At 45.6% G+C, this 17,169-nt stretch carries 13 protein-coding genes; 5 read left to right on the forward strand and 8 right to left on the reverse strand.

Features of this window, described 5'->3' with window-relative positions; all coding sequences use genetic code 11:
• Positions 1–30: 30 nt before the first annotated feature.
• A complete protein-coding gene (locus ACFQY8_RS06660; RefSeq protein ID WP_377939107.1) occupies positions 31–654 on the reverse strand; it encodes a manganese efflux pump MntP in 624 nt (207 codons plus the stop codon).
• A 166-nt stretch (positions 655–820) separates the two neighbouring features.
• On the opposite strand from ACFQY8_RS06660, the gene ACFQY8_RS06665 reads away from it, so the two are divergent.
• Positions 821–2,893, forward strand: coding sequence for a M13 family metallopeptidase (locus tag ACFQY8_RS06665; RefSeq protein WP_377939108.1), 2,073 nt, complete (start codon positions 821–823; stop codon positions 2,891–2,893).
• A 213-nt stretch (positions 2,894–3,106) separates the two neighbouring features.
• On the opposite strand, the gene ACFQY8_RS06670 is transcribed toward ACFQY8_RS06665, so the two are convergent.
• Together ACFQY8_RS06670 and ACFQY8_RS06675 are read right to left on the reverse strand one after the other, a co-directional pair.
• The gene (locus tag ACFQY8_RS06670) at positions 3,107–3,307 is read right to left on the reverse strand and encodes a hypothetical protein (RefSeq protein ID WP_377939109.1); all 201 of its coding nucleotides are present in this window, start codon (positions 3,305–3,307) and stop codon (positions 3,107–3,109) included.
• A gap of 336 nt (positions 3,308–3,643) precedes the next feature.
• The gene (locus tag ACFQY8_RS06675; RefSeq protein WP_377939110.1) at positions 3,644–4,099 is read right to left on the reverse strand and encodes a single-stranded DNA-binding protein; all 456 of its coding nucleotides are present in this window, start codon (positions 4,097–4,099) and stop codon (positions 3,644–3,646) included.
• A 195-nt stretch (positions 4,100–4,294) separates the two neighbouring features.
• On the opposite strand from ACFQY8_RS06675, the gene ACFQY8_RS06680 reads away from it, so the two are divergent.
• Entirely contained in the window at positions 4,295–4,777 is a 483-nt protein-coding gene (locus tag ACFQY8_RS06680; RefSeq protein WP_377939111.1) for a hypothetical protein, read from the forward strand.
• A 112-nt stretch (positions 4,778–4,889) separates the two neighbouring features.
• Here the strand turns inward: ACFQY8_RS06680 and ACFQY8_RS06685 are convergent, their stop codons facing one another.
• The 3 genes from ACFQY8_RS06685 to orn all read right to left on the reverse strand — a co-directional run bounded on the left by ACFQY8_RS06685 (position 4,890) and on the right by orn (position 9,031).
• Positions 4,890–6,686: a proline--tRNA ligase gene (locus tag ACFQY8_RS06685; RefSeq protein ID WP_377939112.1), complete on the reverse strand. Its 1,797-nt coding sequence runs from the start codon at positions 6,684–6,686 to the stop codon at positions 4,890–4,892.
• A gap of 64 nt (positions 6,687–6,750) precedes the next feature.
• Positions 6,751–8,235 (reverse strand): ATP-dependent DNA helicase, encoded by a 1,485-nt coding sequence (locus ACFQY8_RS06690; protein WP_377939113.1) that lies wholly within the window; start codon positions 8,233–8,235, stop codon positions 6,751–6,753.
• Positions 8,236–8,332: 97 nt separating this feature from the next.
• On the reverse strand, positions 8,333–9,031 hold the full coding sequence (gene orn, locus ACFQY8_RS06695) for an oligoribonuclease (RefSeq protein ID WP_377939114.1): 699 nt from the start codon (positions 9,029–9,031) through the stop codon (positions 8,333–8,335).
• Between the two features lie 128 nt (positions 9,032–9,159).
• On the opposite strand from orn, the gene ACFQY8_RS06700 reads away from it, so the two are divergent.
• Together ACFQY8_RS06700 and ACFQY8_RS06705 are read left to right on the forward strand one after the other, a co-directional pair.
• Positions 9,160–10,890, forward strand: coding sequence for a glycoside hydrolase family 13 protein (locus tag ACFQY8_RS06700; protein ID WP_377939115.1), 1,731 nt, complete (start codon positions 9,160–9,162; stop codon positions 10,888–10,890).
• Between the two features lie 37 nt (positions 10,891–10,927).
• Positions 10,928–11,464 (forward strand): peptidylprolyl isomerase, encoded by a 537-nt coding sequence (locus ACFQY8_RS06705; protein WP_377939116.1) that lies wholly within the window; start codon positions 10,928–10,930, stop codon positions 11,462–11,464.
• 189 nt (positions 11,465–11,653) lie between these two features.
• Here ACFQY8_RS06705 and ACFQY8_RS06710 read toward each other — a convergent pair whose 3' ends face one another.
• Entirely contained in the window at positions 11,654–12,457 is an 804-nt protein-coding gene (locus ACFQY8_RS06710) for an HAD family hydrolase (RefSeq protein ID WP_377939117.1), read from the reverse strand.
• Between the two features lie 215 nt (positions 12,458–12,672).
• Between ACFQY8_RS06710 and ACFQY8_RS06715 the strand changes: the two genes are divergently transcribed.
• On the forward strand, positions 12,673–13,842 hold the full coding sequence (locus ACFQY8_RS06715) for an ATP-binding protein (RefSeq protein ID WP_377939118.1): 1,170 nt from the start codon (positions 12,673–12,675) through the stop codon (positions 13,840–13,842).
• Positions 13,843–13,851: 9 nt separating this feature from the next.
• Here the strand turns inward: ACFQY8_RS06715 and ACFQY8_RS06720 are convergent, their stop codons facing one another.
• Positions 13,852–17,157, reverse strand: a complete 3,306-nt coding sequence (locus tag ACFQY8_RS06720; RefSeq protein ID WP_377939119.1) for a DEAD/DEAH box helicase family protein — start codon at positions 17,155–17,157, stop codon at positions 13,852–13,854.
• Positions 17,158–17,169 lie beyond the last annotated feature (12 nt).

Raw genomic sequence — 17,169 nt, forward strand, 5'->3', positions numbered from 1 at the left:
TTCACATGGCAGTGAGAGAATATCTTCTGCTTAGAAGAAACTTTTTATCCCAATAAGGATGAGGGCGACTCCGCCTATAATTTGTGCAGCTTCCTCCCATTTTTCCCCTGCTGCATCGCCAATTTTTAACCCTACGATAACCGCGATAATTGTGATGATTGTGACAATAAGTACCGTCCAGCCAAAGGGAAGATTACCCGTTAGTCCCAAACTCGATCCCACGGCAATCGCATCAATGCTGCATGCACATGCAAGTGGAATGAGTGAGCGCCAGCGTAGTGGAGGAATGGAGAGCAGATTCTTCTCGTCCTCGTCTCCTTTAACTGCTGAATGAATCATAACGATGCCGACGATAGCAAGCAAGATAAAGGAAATCCACGGACCAACCCCTCTGACGAAATCAGCAAGCACGTCCCCGAGCACATATCCGGCAGAAAGCATGAGGGCATGTATACCACCGAATGAGATGCACGCCCGAAGATAGTCGTAGCCGGTCATCGCCCCATGCATGCGAGTGCCGATGGACGTCGTGACAGTTAAGGCGTCAAGAGATAGTGTGACACCGAGGACTACCATCATGAGTACAAACATACCCTGCATCGCTACCACCTCTAAAATCTCTTCATTCATCGCCTTATCGGCTAGATTACTCACTTTGACTACACTTGTTTTATCTCACGCTCCGCCACTTTCGCGCGAAAACCTCATATTGTCACGATTTCGAGGGGTCGAACTTTTAAGATGCTAAACGTTTAAGCTATGAGTCATCTTTCCTCCATTTCATTGTGTGTATTCAATACGTACCGCTACCCTAGAAAGTATGACAAATAACACTGATTCCCTCACATCTGGCTTGGATCCACAGTCCTACTCTGCATCCATAGGCGCAAAGGATGATTTCTTCCGCTATGTCAATGGTCCTTGGATTGATTCCTATGAACTTCCAGCTGACAAGGCTCGTTTTGGCTCATTTGATAAGCTCGCTGATGATGCTGAAGAGCAGCTTCACGATATCGTCGAGAACGCCCCTGAAACAGCACCGAAATCTGCCGCTTTGTACCAGTCTTTCATGAATACAGATGCCATTGAAAAGTCTGGTATCAACCCTATTCGCGAAGATTTGACTCGTATTGATGAGGCAAATTCCAAGCATGCGCTTACCGAAGTCCTTGGTTCTATCGATGGGCCGTCCTTCTTTGGCTACGAGATTTTTGCTAACCCAGGAGATCCAACTCATAACGTTATGCACATCTTCCAAGGTGGTCTCGGCCTCCCAGATGAAGCTTATTACCGCGAAGATGGACATAAGCCAGTAGTTGAGAAGTACACGCAGATGGTATCCCAACTTCTTCAGCTTGCAGGCTACGCAAAAGATGAGAAGCAAGGCGCTCGTCAGGCTAAGAAACTCGTCGAGATTGAGACCAAAATTGCTTCCTACCACTGGGATGTCGTAGCCTCGCGTGATAGCGACAAAACTTTCAACCCACGCTCATACGCTGAGTTTTCTGCGATGCTTTCTCACTTTGAATTGGATACATGGATTGACTCTTGGCAGGAGACTTTTGACTCTACGCCTGTTTCTCAGCAGCTTCCAGCTTCCATGCGTGCTGCAATGGAAAACGTTCTCGTATATCAGCCAAGCTTTATCGAAGGATTCGATAAGTTCTGGAGTCAGGCAGAGCTCGAAGATTTGAAACTCTGGGCTCGAGTACACGAACTTATTCAGTGGGCAAGCTTCTTGCCAACTGATTTTGAGAATGCCAAATTCGACTTCTACGGCAAGGTACTTCAAGGAACGACCGTGCAGCGTGATCGCTGGCGTCGCGCTGTATCTCTTGTCGACAGCAATATAGGAGAGGAAATCGGACAAGAATATGTCAAGCGTCATTTCCCTGCAGCTTCTAAAGCACGCATGCAAGAACTCGTAGCAAACCTCATCAAGGCTTATGAAGTCTCCATTTCTTCCTCCGCATGGCTTAGTAAGGAAACTCAGGCTAAGGCATTGGACAAGCTATCCAAGTTCACACCAATGATTGGCTATCCTGACAAGTGGATTGACTATAGTAGCCTTGACATCCGCGAAGAATATGGAATTATCCATAACGTGCGTAACGCAGGTATCTTCAATACCGCACGTAATCTTGTCAAAGCAGGCAAGCTCGTCGACAAGCATGAGTGGCTGATGACTCCTCAGACCGTGAACGCTTACTACGAGCCAACTACGAACGTCATTGTGTTCCCAGCAGCTATATTGCAGCCTCCATTCTTCCACGCGTCTGCTGACGATGCAGCAAATTATGGCGGTATCGGCGCTGTCATCGGTCATGAGATTGGTCATGGATTTGATGACCAAGGCAGTAAGTATGACGGCGATGGCAACCTCAAGTCGTGGTGGACTGAAGAAGATCGAGCAAACTTCGAGAAACTTACCGGCGCGCTCATCGCTCAGTATGATCAGTTCATTCCTCAAGCAGTCTTTGAGAAGTACAAAGCTGAAGGCAAGGAAGATCAAGCTCCACACGTCAAGGGAGCATTCACTATCGGCGAGAATATCGGCGATTTGGGAGGTGTCAATATATCTCTCAAGGCATATGCTCTCAGTCTTGGTGCAAAAGACGACTCTGAGGAAGAAATGAGCAAGGCACTTGCTTCTGCGCCAGTCATTGATGGCTTTACTGGGTTGCAACGTTTCTTCTTGTCTTATGCCTCTATTTGGCGTAGCGTCAACCGCGTAGAACTTGCTGAGCAATATCTACAGATAGACCCTCATTCCCCTGCAGAGTTCCGCGTAAACGGTATCGTACGCAACGTCGACCGATTCTATGAAGCGTTCAACATATCTGCTGATGACGCAATGTATATGACACCTTCTGAGCGCGTACATATCTGGTAACCAGTAACGCTGAGTTGCCCACGATATTCGCGTATCGTAGAAATATCATTACAGGTCCTCTTTGCGAGTTGAATCAATCACTTGCGAAGAGGACTCAACTATTTACATGTATTTGTACGATGCGTAAGGCTAATGCCGGGTAATATACTCGTTCGTCGCCTTATCTACAAACTCACGATATGACATACTATGCTTACGAGCATACTGACGCTTCTACTCGTTCTTCTTATCAAAAAAGAGCATAGCTATATCCCATAAAGTTTTAGGAGTGCGTTTATTTACACGAGATCGGACAATACGCTGAGCGCATCTCCCTCGATAGATTATAGCTTCATCACTGATAGTCTCCCTATCATTGTCGATATCTTCCAGCCACTCATTCATAAGTTTCTGGTGTCTCTGAGGAATCCGCATAATCACCTTCAGGTATGCAGCATATTTCTTCCTTAACTTCATACAGTGAAATACATAGTACGTATTGTTTTCGCAAGAAGCAATTACCTCTAATAATTGCCCTCGTTTCGTTCTCCCGATAATAAGCATATTGTAAGTTCCAGGATAAATTCGGCTCTGACTAAACTTTTCAATAGTCACAACGGCATGCGCTACAGCATAACGAATCTGCCATACAGGAATGTGATGTCTCTTTGCGCTCGGATATACTATTATCCTCATAGCATTTCTTCATTCGGTTTAGTCTACTTTACGTGAGTCTCGCAGATTATGCGCAGCGCGACTCACGCAGTCTACCTATGCCATCACAGCCTCAGGAAGAGATTTCTCAGCCACAGATGAGGGTTCAGTGGGCGGTGTTTCTACGAGAGTATCTGTTGTTTTATTTATTGGTTCATCTTTCGCAAACACGTCGGTGCCGAGCCCTAAATCGTGCCCAATACTCGTAGCTTCGATGACAGGAGCCGAATGTTGAATGCCATCTTTCTCCCACTGGTCAATGGTAAGATTCCCTACGATGATGACAGGATCACCCACTTTCAACGATTTGAGAACATTGTCTGCAAGTCTTCGAAAGGCTTTGACCTGTATCCATGTCGTTTCAGCAGATTTCCACTCATTATCTTTTACGCTGAAGTACCGCCTCGTAGAGCCTACTCGAAAACTACATGCAGTAGAGTTTCCAGCAGAATTCCATTGCTTCGGTGCATTACCTACGTAACCAGTCAGTACAGTATGCGTTATATGTGCCATGATGTCTCCTTCGAACCGATAATGTGTGACGCAACTTCTAGAAGTACTTCTATTGTGTGTCGTACACAGCGCTATGTCCTCGCTGGAAAAGTAATGTGAACGAATGTGGATAACCGTGTCTCGAAGAGAGCGATGCCACTATAGTACTCTTCAATATTTTTCATGCTGACTCCACATTTAAGGAGGGATTGTCTGATGAAAAATTTGATTCGCAAGCATAAGTCTCTACTCATATGGCTGGCTGGAATAATCGTCACTCTTGGCGTACTTGCTAGCATTATCGTAGCAGTCGCTTCGTCGACTCCTTCTCACACAGAAATTCTTCAAAATCAGTGGAACCTCTATCTGCCAAAGAATGCGCAAATCGTTGAGTACAAGCACGGTAAAAGTTTCTCTGGCGACGGGTATACTTACGCGAAAATTTCGTTGAAAAATTCTCCAGCTTGTGCAAAAAACTGGACAGCTTTCGACACCTCAACATTGAACAAAAAGGGCGAACCTTTACCTGAAAATATTCGTAACTTCATCACTACAGCTGCGAAAGATGCTAAGTTCTCTATAGATTTCTTAAATCATCCTGATCCGCGCTTCAAAAGAGATAAGCAAGAGTCCGATACCAAGGTGCTCATTTACGATGGCGACGACGATGTGTATTACTTCATCGCGTTTCACGTCTAAGCTCAGATTAGGTGCACACCACATCGCGCAAAATCGTAGTAATTCCCCTACAAAAACAGAAGGGTCAGCTCATCAAAGCTGACCCTAATCTATGAAATAAAATCTATCTCAATCAGAATTTCTTTACTTCATCAATAATCGCCTGCGCCGCATCAGTGACTGAAACTATTTGAGTTTCAGCACCATCACGATGACGGATTTCGATAGTACCATTGTTCACAGTATCGCGACCTGCAACGGCAATTAACGGCATACCAAGAAGCTCAGAATCCTTGAACTTAATGCCCGGAGACACCTTTGAGCGATCATCAAAAATGACATCAACGCCAGCTTCAGATAATGCAGCTACAAGATCTTCCGCAGCATCAAACGCAGCCTGATCACGTCCCGTCGCGATGACATGGACTTGTGCAGGCGCAACGGCAGCCGGCCACTTCAAACCATTTTCGTCGTTGTAGTACTCGGCAATGCAGCTCATGACGCGTGAGACACCGATACCATAGCACCCCATCCACACAGGGACAGCTTTGCCATTCTCATTAAGCACTGTGAGATTCAGCGCCTTGGAGTATTTTAACCCGAGCTGGAATACTTGACCAATTTCCACACCACGTTCAAGACTCAACGGACCTGACCCATCTGGGCTCATATCCCCTGTCTGAACTTCGACAGCTTCTACAAAACCATCAGCTTCAAAATCACGACCATACACAGCATGATAAACATGCTTGTCAGCCTCATCGGCACCCGTTATCCACTCGGAACCGCGTGCGATATGAGCGTCAAGCAGATACTTGATACGAGACTTGCCGTTCTCATCCTTACCGGACTGTGGCCCCAAAACACCAAAGCCAATATAACCTTTGACAAGTTCAGGGAATTTCTTCAAATCCTCTTCATTTGCTTCTTCAATTTCAGCCGGAGCAAAGCTTGCTTCAAGTCGCTTCATGTCTACTTGACGATCCCCTGGAACTCCAATTGCCACCAGTTCACGCTCCCCAGTTGGATGCATAACGGCAATCATAAGATTTTTCAAAGTATCCGAAGCCTGCCAAGCACGACCATCTTTGCGCGGATAAAGCTCATTACTTGTCGTAACGAGAGACTCAATAGTCGCAGATTCCGGCGTAGGCAGAGCTATCATCGCCTCAGTCGCCGAGTAGTCCACGTCTTCAGGCTTAACTGTCGTCAACGCCTCAACATTCCATGCAGTACCCGATGGAGCCAGCGCAAAGGTATCTTCACCGATAGGAAGTGGCGCCAAGAACTCTTCAGACTCTGAGCCACCCATTGGACCGGACACTGCGTGTACCATGACATACTTCACGCCGAGACGCTGGAAGATACGCTCATAGGCATCACGCTGAATCTTGTAGGACTTTTTCAAGTCCTCTTCGCTCATGTCAAAGGAATAGGCATCTTTCATGACAAACTCGCGACCACGAATCATACCTGCACGCGGTCGGAATTCATCACGGAATTTGGACTTCATTTGCCATAAAGTAACAGGAAGGTCCTTGTATGAGGAATACATGTCTTTGACCATCAAAGTGAACATTTCCTCAGCAGTTGGAACAAGTAAATAATCCGCATCGTGCCGATCTTTCACGCGGAAAATGTTGTCACCATACTCTTCCCAACGATTGGTCGCTTCATACGGATCTTTAGGCAAAAGTGCTGGGAATTCTACTTCCTGTGCGCCCGTCTTGACCATCTCTTCGCGAATTATAGTTTCAATCTTGCGCAAAACTTTCAGCCCCAGTGGAAGCCATGAGTACAAACCAGGTCCGACCTTGCGGATATATCCTGCGCGGATAAGTAACTTTGCCGAGTCAACGTCTGCATCGGACGGGTCATCTCGCAAAGTACGCAAAAACATGTTTGACATACGTAATACTTCAGAGCTCATAAGCCACAAGATTATTAGCGTGACACGACTTTACGAGTCTTATCGGCGGCTTTATCCGCAACTTTTAGAATAGCGCTCCCTGACTAAACTCATCATCCCCCTGTGCTCCTATAGAGCCTGAACTCGAACTAGCGCCAGAACCTACTATCGCTCCATGAGCAGAAATCCGCACACCTTGACTTGCGCCTTGCAAACGCTTTACTTCAAACGATCCGTCTTTATCTAAAACCGCTGCCGCAGCTGCTGAATTTGCTCTCAACTGCGCATCCAAGAGTACAGCATCGTCAGATACGAGAAATGCCCTATCGCTCACGCCTTGTAAGTACAATCCTTCGAGACCTTGCACACGTGACATCGCTACGTACCCCATACCCGGAGCAAAAGTACGCCGCAGATCCATCACCGCTCGATCCAGGGTCATGCCCTGCGACTTATGGATGGTAATGCCCCACGCACATCGCAATGGCACTTGGGAAACTGTAGCCAAGACAACTTCTGCATCTGTGATTTCCCAATCTGCAGGTTTCATAGTGACGACATGACCATTATCAAACTCTACGATGGGCCAACCGCCTTTGGACTGCGAGGTAAAACTTTTCACGATGCCAAGTGACCCGTTTACATACTGCTTATCGCTGTCATTGCGCAGCGCCATGACACTTGCTCCTTCTTTCAAGACAAGTTCTTGAGGCGCGAGCATATTTTTCTTGAGACGTTCGACGAGCTGAGTCGGTCCAGCAGAAGTCGCTACAAAAGTATGGGCTTCATTTCTCAGTAAGGTCAGTCGCATGTCATTCAGCGAATCTGCCTGCTTATTAGAGGGGAAAAGATGAGTAATCGCCTGTGTTTCATCGTACATAGCCCCTATACGCCCAGCGATAGTCTCGTAATCATCTTGAGACACACTGCCTTCACGAATAGACGTCAGGACGGACAACAATCGTCCATCATCCTGACGATGTTGCTCAGTTAAGTAGCACACTACTGGGTTCAATGCATCCCATGCGAAAGACTCAGTGATAAACCCCTCACGATTCTTCCCCGCTGCAGCATATTTCTCACGCGACTGTACCATTTCGACAGACGTGCCCAGCAAATCTTCATTACGAGTAGAGACAGATACGGGAGGGAGCTGGAAAAAATCCCCAGAAATTACTACTTGCAGTCCCCCGAACGGCATATCATTCTTGCGAGCACGTCGGCAAATTTCATCGACGATGTCGAATAGCCACGCATGAATCATGGATACTTCATCGATAACAAGAATGTCGGCATTCTTGATGGCTTTGCGCCGCCTCGTCATTATCCGTTTGAGTACTGGCTCAGATAGCGCAGTCGAAATGCCAAGACCCGACCACGAATGAATGGTTTGACCGTTGATATGCGTGGCGGCAATGCCCGTGGATGCTGTGACTGCAACAGAAAGACCGTCTTTGCGTGATGCATTGATAAAATCATTGAGCACATACGTTTTGCCTGCACCCGGTGCACCGGTGAGGTACACGGATGCTCCGGAGTGCAAAATTTCAAGGGCTTCGGATTGGAACACAGTGGTTGTCAGTCTCGGTATCAGTCTTAGTCGTAGAGCTTACAGGCTTCTGGGAAACCTTACTCGTCGTCCCGTGCTGTACTCTGCGTGCTGTACTTTAATAGTCAGTCTTCTCGGGAGTGTCAGTAGAAGTGAGTGCATTTCCGCTTTCTTCATACGCACGAAGCAGGCTAGTGCTCTCAATAAGTTCGGCGCCCTTCTTTGCCTCAGCATCGGTAGGTTGTGACTTGACAAACATCATTTCGCGGTAGTATCGAAGCTCATCAATGGACTCAATGATATCCGCGAGCGCACGATGCCCGCCATGCTTTTCTGGTTTGTTCTCATATACTGCTGGATACCACCGACGGCTCAGCTCCTTCATTGTTGATACATCAATGATGCGATAGTGTAACTGAGACATGAGTTCTGGCATGTACTTGTCAAGGAACTTTTTGTCAGAGTGGATTGAATTTCCTGCAAGGTGCGCCTTACCTTTGCCTTCAGCCGGGAGAAACTTCTTGACATAGTCGACGACACGACGCTGCGCCTCGCTCAAAGTTAAACCGTTCTCCCACTCGTCAACGAGCCCGGAGGAAGTGTGCATATGGCGTACGAAATCATTCATGTGGTCAATCGCAGTTTGGCTTGGCTTAATGACTAAATCGATACCTTCATCAAGCACCTTCATATTGAAGTCAGTAGGGACTACAGAGACTTCGCAGAGTTCATCATTTGCGATGTCCAAGCCAGTCATTTCGCAGTCAATCCAAATGAGACGGGACTCTTCAGCAGTAAAAATCGGCTCATCTGCCATGATACATCTCCTTGATAATTGCACTTAATTCTGATTTACAGAGTACTCCCCATGGGGTATACCACTTTTCGCATAGGGGCTTTATGATAGGAAAGATATTTATCACCGATGATATTCAAGGAATTCACATGACAGGCACTCCAAAGACAGTATCCGACCAGTGGTGGCAGAACGCTGTCGTCTATCAAATTTATCCACGCTCTTTTGCTGATACGACAGGGTCAGGTTTGGGTGACATAAAAGGTATTACCTCACGTATGGATTATCTGAAAAAACTTGGCGTCGATGCTATTTGGCTTTCTCCTTTCTACCCTTCTCAGCTTGCCGACGGCGGTTATGACGTCGATGACTATCGCAACGTGGACCCGCGACTAGGCACGATGGATGACTTCGACGACATGGTCGCTGCAGCACATCAGTACGATATTAAGGTCATCGTAGACATCGTTCCTAACCACAGTTCCAATCGCCATAAATTCTTCCTCGAAGCTTTGAACTCTCCTCGCGGGTCCACAGCACGCGACCGCTATATCTTCCGTGATGGTCGCGGAGAGCACGGTGAGCTGCCACCTAATAGCTGGCAGTCGATTTTCGGAGGACGAGCATGGGAGCCAGTCGGGGATGGGCAGTGGTATCTTCATATGTTTGCTCCCGAACAGCCTGACTGGAATTGGGATAACCCCGACGTACATAAGGAATTTGAAACCACTCTCCGCTTCTGGTGTGATCATGGTACAGACGGTTTCCGCGTAGACGTTGCGCATGCACTGAAAAAAGATCTTAATCGACCAGACTTAGACAAGTACTCCCCGCGCGACCCAGCGGGCGACTGCACTGATGGCTCTCATCCACTTTTTGATCGCAACGAAGTGCACGAAATCTATCATGAGTGGAGAAAAATCTTCAATGAATACAATCCTCCTCGTTTTGCGGTAGCTGAGGCATGGGTAAATCCTGCCCGCCAGTATCTCTATGCTTCCCCAAACGATCTCGGACAGGTCTTCAACTTCGCCTTCGCGACAAAAATCTGGGCTCGCAATAATTATCATGAAGCTATCGAAGATGGTCTTAACGCAGCAAAACGTTCAGGTTCAACTGCGACATGGGTGATGAGCAATCACGACATGGTACGTCACGCTTCACGATTTGCTCTACCGCAAATTAACGCACACGACCAGCAGCAAATTGCACGTGACTGGCTACTTCGTAACGGAGGCTCATACTTCGAAGACCGCGGCAAAGGTGCGCGTCGTGCGCGCGCGGCGCTCATGATGGAGATGGCACTGCCAGGATCTGCATACATCTACCAAGGCGAGGAGCTTGGGCTTTTCGAAGTGGCAGATATTCCATGGGATAGGCTCGAAGATCCAAGCGCAGTGACGAGCGAAAAAGCGAGCAAGGAGAAAGGACGTGACGGATGCCGCGTGCCACTTCCATGGGTCGCTTCAGATAACGGCTCAGATTGCTCTTTTGGATTCTCCCCTGACGATGCATACGAAAAGCCGCATCTTCCACAGCCAGCATGGTTTGCTGAATTTGCAGTAGATAAAGAGGACAACGACCCTCATTCCATGCTGAACTTCTATCGCCACGTTTTGCAGCTTCGTCATGAGCTTCAAACGACCGACCACACGACCGAGTGGCTCGAATGTGACAAGCCAAGCGGAGTCCCAGATGGTGCCGATGGAAATGAAGGCGGTGTCATCGCATACAAGCGCGCGAATGGTTGGGCAAATATCACCAACTTCTCCACTCAGCCGATGGACCTGCCCGACGGCGATATCCTACTTACCTCAAGTGCGCTAACAGCTGACGGAAAGCTCCCACAGGATACTTCTGTATGGATTAAGCTAAACTAACAACTAAACTCTACACATACACCTCAAGGAGAAAAACATGCAAGCAATTATGCACACTACTATGGGTGACATTACAATTGAGCTTTTTCCAGACGACGCACCTGTAACTGTCGAAAACTTTGTCGGTCTCGCTACTGGGGACAAGGAGTGGACTGATCCGATGACTGGAGAAAAGTCTCATGAGCCTTTCTACAACGGACTCATCTTCCACCGTGTCATCAAGGACTTCATGATTCAAGGTGGTGACCCACTGGGTACCGGTATCGGTGGTCCTGGCTATAACTTCGACGACGAAATCAACAAGCACACCTTCGCTGAGCCATACAAGCTCGCAATGGCAAATGCTGGACGCCGTCCAAACCCATTCACTGGCAAGCTCTCCGGCACTAACGGCTCCCAGTTCTTCATCACCACCGTACCAACCACGTGGCTCGATGGTAAGCATACTATCTTTGGCGAAGTCACCGATGAAGCATCCAAAAAGGTAGTCGACGCCATCAATGAAGTCGCAACGGACGCTCGCGATAATCCACTTGAACCAGTAATGATTGAGACTGTAGAGATTATCAAGTAGCAATACACATGCGATGAGCAGAGGCGCGCCCATATAGTGAGCTACACATATAGTTACATAAATGCCGAGATGAAATGGGAGATTCCATATTTCACTTCGGCATTATTTAATTGCAGCAAAGCACAAGTTGTGTATCGAACGTTGAAACTGCTCCACGCGTAAACACACTATGTATTTATTCCGTACGTTCTACGCAAACGCTATATGAGCATCCACACCTTCGCCTTGAATATGAGTTTCCCGACCAGTAAACCATGAAAGAACAGCATCGTAATTTGCGCCTTCAACGTTAAGTACAGCTAACTCGCTCTGGCTTGGATCCGTCTTCACAGAAAGCGGCGTATGCAGATAAATCGCATCAATCCCCGCGTGTGTAGCGCCCTCTATATCGCAACCTATCTCGTTTCCGATATATACCACATGAGAACGCTCCACATTGCACTGCTCGAGAGCGTAATCAAAGAAACGCTTATCCGGCTTCTTTACACCAAAGTCTGACGATAAGAAAATCCTGTTAAAAAGTTCATCTAATCCATGCTCCCGAAGGTCAGCTACGGTATATGCAGCCTGAGCATTTGAGACAAGGATAGGACGAATATTCAAATCGTACTGCAGGACATGCAGAAACTCCTTCGCATGCGGATACGGTCGTAAAACCGAAGTACTCTCTTGATGAAAATGACGCGCTGTCGCATAAGCCATAGTATCATCCGCATCAACTGAAAATTGCTTGTAAAGCTTTTTCCATACTGGCACGACATCGATTTCCACGTATTTACCACGAAGGGCTTCTCCCGACTTTTGCGCTACGTCCATGTCTTGCTGATACTTTGCAAAAAGTTGTGCTCCACTTTCACATATAGCACCTTGCGCACGCATATATGCGCACATTTTATCCCACAGAAGAGGATCATCCTCATCCGTATGAATATCGAGAATCGTGCCATATAAGTCACAAAAAATTTCCGTATATAACCGTGGAATCGGTATCATAACAAACCATCACCTTTGATGAACGAGTACCTTTGTTCAAAACCAATCTTACAACCCTCTCTTCACCGCGTGTCGTGGACCCAGCGAAGATTTCAGCTTCTACAAGCGAACATACATTTTATGTAAATTGGAAAGTTGAGTTTATGTAAACCGGAAAGTATAATCTATGTAAATCGGAAAGTAAAACTTATGTAAATCGGAAAGTATAAAAGATTATGATTCCACGAACGCTCGCAGCGAAGCTTCTAACACTTGCCGAAGGATTCCCCGTCGTAACCGTAAATGGGCCTCGTCAAAGTGGAAAATCCACACTCGTCAAAAATACTTTTCCCAACTACCGATATATATCACTTGAAGATCCGGATATCCGCTCACTCGCTTCAGAAGATCCCCGGGGATTTCTACAACAATTTAATTCTCATATTATTTTCGACGAAATTCAGCGAGTTCCTGAATTGTTTCCCTACCTTCAAGGAATCGTAGATAGTCAGAACAATCCAGGACAGTTTATTCTTTCTGGCTCTCAAAACTTTTTACTTCTCAAGAAAATTTCTCAGTCTCTCGCCGGAAGAGTTGGTATACTTCACCTTTTACCTCTGGCATATAGTGAAATGAAAAGTAACGGAGCTTCTCCCAATAGCATCATGGACTGGGTATTTACCGGCGGATATCCGCGCTTATATAGCTCGCATATACATCCTACAGATTTCTTTCCCAATTACATCAGCACATATATCGATAGGGATATTCGAGAAGAGCTGGGAGTAAAGAAAATCAATGAATTCAATACTTTTCTTAAGCTCTGTGCTACTCGAACTGGCGAAGTGCTTAACCTCACTTCACTAGCCAATGACTGTGATATCTCCACTACTACCGCACGTGAATGGCTATCTATTTTGGAAGCAAGCTTTGTATGCTTCCAGCTGCACCCCTACCACAAGAATTATGGTAAAAGGCTGATAAAAGCTCCAAAATTCTACTTCTACGACACAGGACTCGCTGCGAATCTTCTTGGCATTAATTCCCCCGATGAACTTTTTACCAGTGTATATAGAGGAAATCTCTTTGAAAACGCTGTTGTCGTTGAATTAATCAAGCAGTACACCTCTGTCGGACGCGAACCTGAACTCTTTTACTGGAGAGACAGCAACCAGAATGAGATTGACTTCATCACACAAAAAGCAGGGAAACCGTATCAAGCCATAGAGGTGAAATCTACTTCGACATATAAAGCACAAGCATTTCGTACTATAGATGAAATTTCGCCGCTCATGGGGATCAACGAAAGTAATAGGTTTGTGATTTATAGTGGAGATACAAGCATGAAAACATCTCACGGGCAACTGGTAAGTTTCACTGATATCAATGCGTATTTTCATGTGTAGCACATACAATTACGCCACAAGAACGTTGGCATTAATGTGTTGAATCACGTCTCTAATGCCCAAAACTTGTACATCTGTAAAGATATCTGCCAAGCTACCTTTATCCGTAAACGGAGCCTCTTGAAGCACACGGAAATCTTTTAGTGTCCCATTTCGAACGATGTACTCCACTACCTGATTTACGAAGTAAATTTGACGACTATCCATAGATGCTTCATCGAGGTATTGTGCAAACGCAGCCTTAGCTGCATTCATATCAAGACCTACAATTTCACGCACAAACTCACCGAGTGGTTTATCTCCATACTCCGCTTCATAGTCCTGTTGAGTGCCTATTTCCTGCCATAGAATTCTTTCTAACTCACTGACATCCTCATCTTGAAGAGGCATATTATTCTTGAGTTTTGCCACCGCTGCATTGTCCTGATGCTGACGAATATAGGACTCAGCTTTCACTTTGTAATTCTCTAAATCATCATTTTCAATCTCAGATTCTTTCCAATTTACAGAAAGAATTTCATCGTCGAAGTCTGTGTCATATCTAAAGCTCGTCTTGGGAATATACTTCATCAAATCACGCAAAGACTTTCGGATATGCTCAAAGTCATGTATATCAGCATTTTCAAGATAATCAGTATGCAGAATTTCATTGATTAGCGTCGATTGTTCTGCAATCTGAGGAATATGAGCAATCGTTGATACACCAGCGACCCTGCGCATAATATCGTTCTTTGCCCGTTGATAATTTCCGTTCATGAGATGCGCAAGTTCGGCACCATATACAAGTGCATCAAAACGCAAAGCTGTAACGTCGTCATCGTCGGGATGAATAAGTGGAGCCAGCTCTTCCTTAATGATGAGCGTGTCTTCGTATGCTAACGCTTGATAACCAGATACTTCTGCATATTGGGTCACATAGCGTAAATGCTGACGAACAGCAAAATTTTCACGATTAAGCTCACTGACTTTCTTCGCCAGATAATTCACAAGATTTTTTCGGTACTTGATAAGTTCATCTGTCTGATATTCAAGCTCTTGCAGCTTATATGCCATCTCGAATTGGAGACTAAAAAGCGCACCTTGAAGTGAAAGCTGATTTTGTGTCGTTCTCCCCTTATTCATGCGGAAGAACTCAAAGTTTCCGCAGAAATCAAAAATGTAGAATTTCTTTTTATCTTCTCCGTCTAACAACCCCGGGCACAGCCGAGTACCACGACCAATCATCTGCCAGAATTTTGCCTTGCTCATGACTTTCTTGAAGAACACAAGATTCAATATTTCCGGCACGTCTATACCCGTGTCCAGCATGTCAACAGAAATAGCAATCTGTGGCAACTTATCTGGAATAGAGAATTCATCAATAGCACTTTGCGCATACGTCATGTGATTATCAATGACCTTCGCGTAGTTATTCAAATGAGGATACTCTTTATTAAATACTTCAAGAATCTTTTCAGCATGATTATGATTCTTCGCAAAAATAATCGTTTTGCCAATTTTAGTGCCATACTCAACTTTCAGACCTTCTGTCATGAGAACGTTGAGAACTTCGCGAATGGTATCTTCATTAAAAATATTTTCATTGAGTTTGGATGCATCAATGCTCGCTGGGAGCTCACCATCCTCATACTCAAAAGTTTCCTCATATACACGTTTATCGTCATCAGATAGCTCGTCGTAAACGATACCCTTTTCCATAAATTTGAGTGAGGTCTCCACAGAAATGAAATCGACGAGATACCCATCTTTCACTGCTTGAGCGAGGTCATAGCCATAAGTTGGTATACCATTTTCCAACTCAAATATTTCATAGGTATTTTTATCGATTTCATCTTTCGGAGTAGCGGTCAGCCCAACAAGCGGCGCATCGAAGTAATTGAAAATATCCTTGTACTTGTTGTAAATCGAGCGATGAGCCTCATCACAAATCACCAAGTCGAAGTGTCCTGCGGTAAAAAGTTTTCCTGCGCCATCTGTCGCTTCATCGATGCAATTCATCATCGTTTGATACGTTGAAAAAACTCCGTGGGCAGTGTAATTCTCTTTGCCGTCGGATAGATTTGTCACCGATAAGCTGGGGAGCAAATTAACAAAGCTACGCTTCGCCTGTGTAACCAGCGACGTTCTATCTGCGAGGAAGAGTATGTTCCTTACCCAGCCTTGCTCCAGTAGCGCTTTGCACAACGCAATTACCGTACGAGTCTTCCCTGAACCCGTCGCCATAACCAGAAGTGCCTTACGGCGATTTTTTGAGTCGAAACTCTCACATACAGATTTGATAGCCGCCTCTTGATAGTAGCGACCAGCGATGTTCTTATCGACCTGAATATTTTTAAGGCTCTTGCGCATACGCTGCAAGTTCAGCAACTTTTCCAAGTCACGCTTCGAGTAGAATGCAGCTATTTTTCGCTCTGGATATTGATTATCAATGATGCGTATATCAAAACCATTACTAAGAAAGACAACAGGACGAATACCTTGCTTCTTCTCAATTAAATCAGCATAAAGTTTTGCCTGCTGACGCCCCTGCGCTACATCTACACTCGTCTTTTTCGCCTCAACTACAGCAAGAATGCTGCCATCATCTCCGCACAGAGCGTAATCAGCAAAGCCAGTCTCAGATTTATTTGGCATCCCTGAAATTCGATATTCGCTAATCCAATTTTTACCTTCTACCCATCCTGCATCCGCAAGCATTACATCTATATAAATCTTTCGTGTCTTAAACTCAGAAGATTCACGAGGTTTCGGACTATAGGTAGGCTGCTGCTCCTCACGCTTCACAGTCAACTGCTCACGCAGAGAAGCATTCTCTTTCATCAATTGCTCAAGACTTTTCTCCATCTGTGCAGCTGTTGCATCAGTATCTAATACTGCTGGCTGAACAGATATTTCACTAAAACTCTCACGAGAAAAAGTCGGTTTAGTGTACTTATCTGCATAGCAGTACGCCACGAAATCCATAAAATAGAAAAGATTTTCTAGGCAAATAAGAGCAGCATCACGAGAAATTTTTTTATCACTGTGTGCAATAGTATTACCTATCTTACGAATAAAATGCATGCGAGTCAGCAAATCAGGATCAATAATTTCTCGAAAATCATCTGTGCTCATCAAAGTAATAAGCTTCTCATCCCACGGCTTTTCGAGATATTTATCCACAGAATACATCCACTTAATCGCAAGTTCCATTGCTCGACGGCAAAGTAGCACCGACGATTCAGGACTGGATGCGAGAGCTACTTCAGCGGACAACGCCGCATCAGAGAAACTATCAAACTTAGACTCTAACTTAAGGAAATCAAAATTCGACACAGTTTCCTCCTC

Source organism: Alloscardovia venturai (genome assembly GCF_042676605.1).
Classification (GTDB): Bacteria; Actinomycetota; Actinomycetes; order Actinomycetales; family Bifidobacteriaceae; genus Alloscardovia; species Alloscardovia venturai.

What these genes read in the sequence shown, in the direction of transcription:
- ACFQY8_RS06665 (WP_377939108.1), top strand. Translation starts at nt 821, where the DNA reads ATGACAAATAACACTGATTCCCTCACATCTGGCTTGGATCCACAGTCC.
- ACFQY8_RS06670 (WP_377939109.1), bottom strand. Translation starts at nt 3,307, where the DNA reads ATGCGGATTCCTCAGAGACACCAGAAACTTATGAATGAGTGGCTGGAA.
- ACFQY8_RS06675 (WP_377939110.1), bottom strand. Translation starts at nt 4,099, where the DNA reads ATGGCACATATAACGCATACTGTACTGACTGGTTACGTAGGTAATGCA.
- ACFQY8_RS06680 (WP_377939111.1), top strand. Translation starts at nt 4,295, where the DNA reads ATGAAAAATTTGATTCGCAAGCATAAGTCTCTACTCATATGGCTGGCT.
- ACFQY8_RS06685 (WP_377939112.1), bottom strand. Translation starts at nt 6,686, where the DNA reads ATGAGCTCTGAAGTATTACGTATGTCAAACATGTTTTTGCGTACTTTG.
- orn (WP_377939114.1), bottom strand. Translation starts at nt 9,031, where the DNA reads ATGGCAGATGAGCCGATTTTTACTGCTGAAGAGTCCCGTCTCATTTGG.
- ACFQY8_RS06700 (WP_377939115.1), top strand. Translation starts at nt 9,160, where the DNA reads ATGACAGGCACTCCAAAGACAGTATCCGACCAGTGGTGGCAGAACGCT.
- ACFQY8_RS06705 (WP_377939116.1), top strand. Translation starts at nt 10,928, where the DNA reads ATGCAAGCAATTATGCACACTACTATGGGTGACATTACAATTGAGCTT.
- ACFQY8_RS06710 (WP_377939117.1), bottom strand. Translation starts at nt 12,457, where the DNA reads ATGATACCGATTCCACGGTTATATACGGAAATTTTTTGTGACTTATAT.
- ACFQY8_RS06715 (WP_377939118.1), top strand. Translation starts at nt 12,673, where the DNA reads ATGATTCCACGAACGCTCGCAGCGAAGCTTCTAACACTTGCCGAAGGA.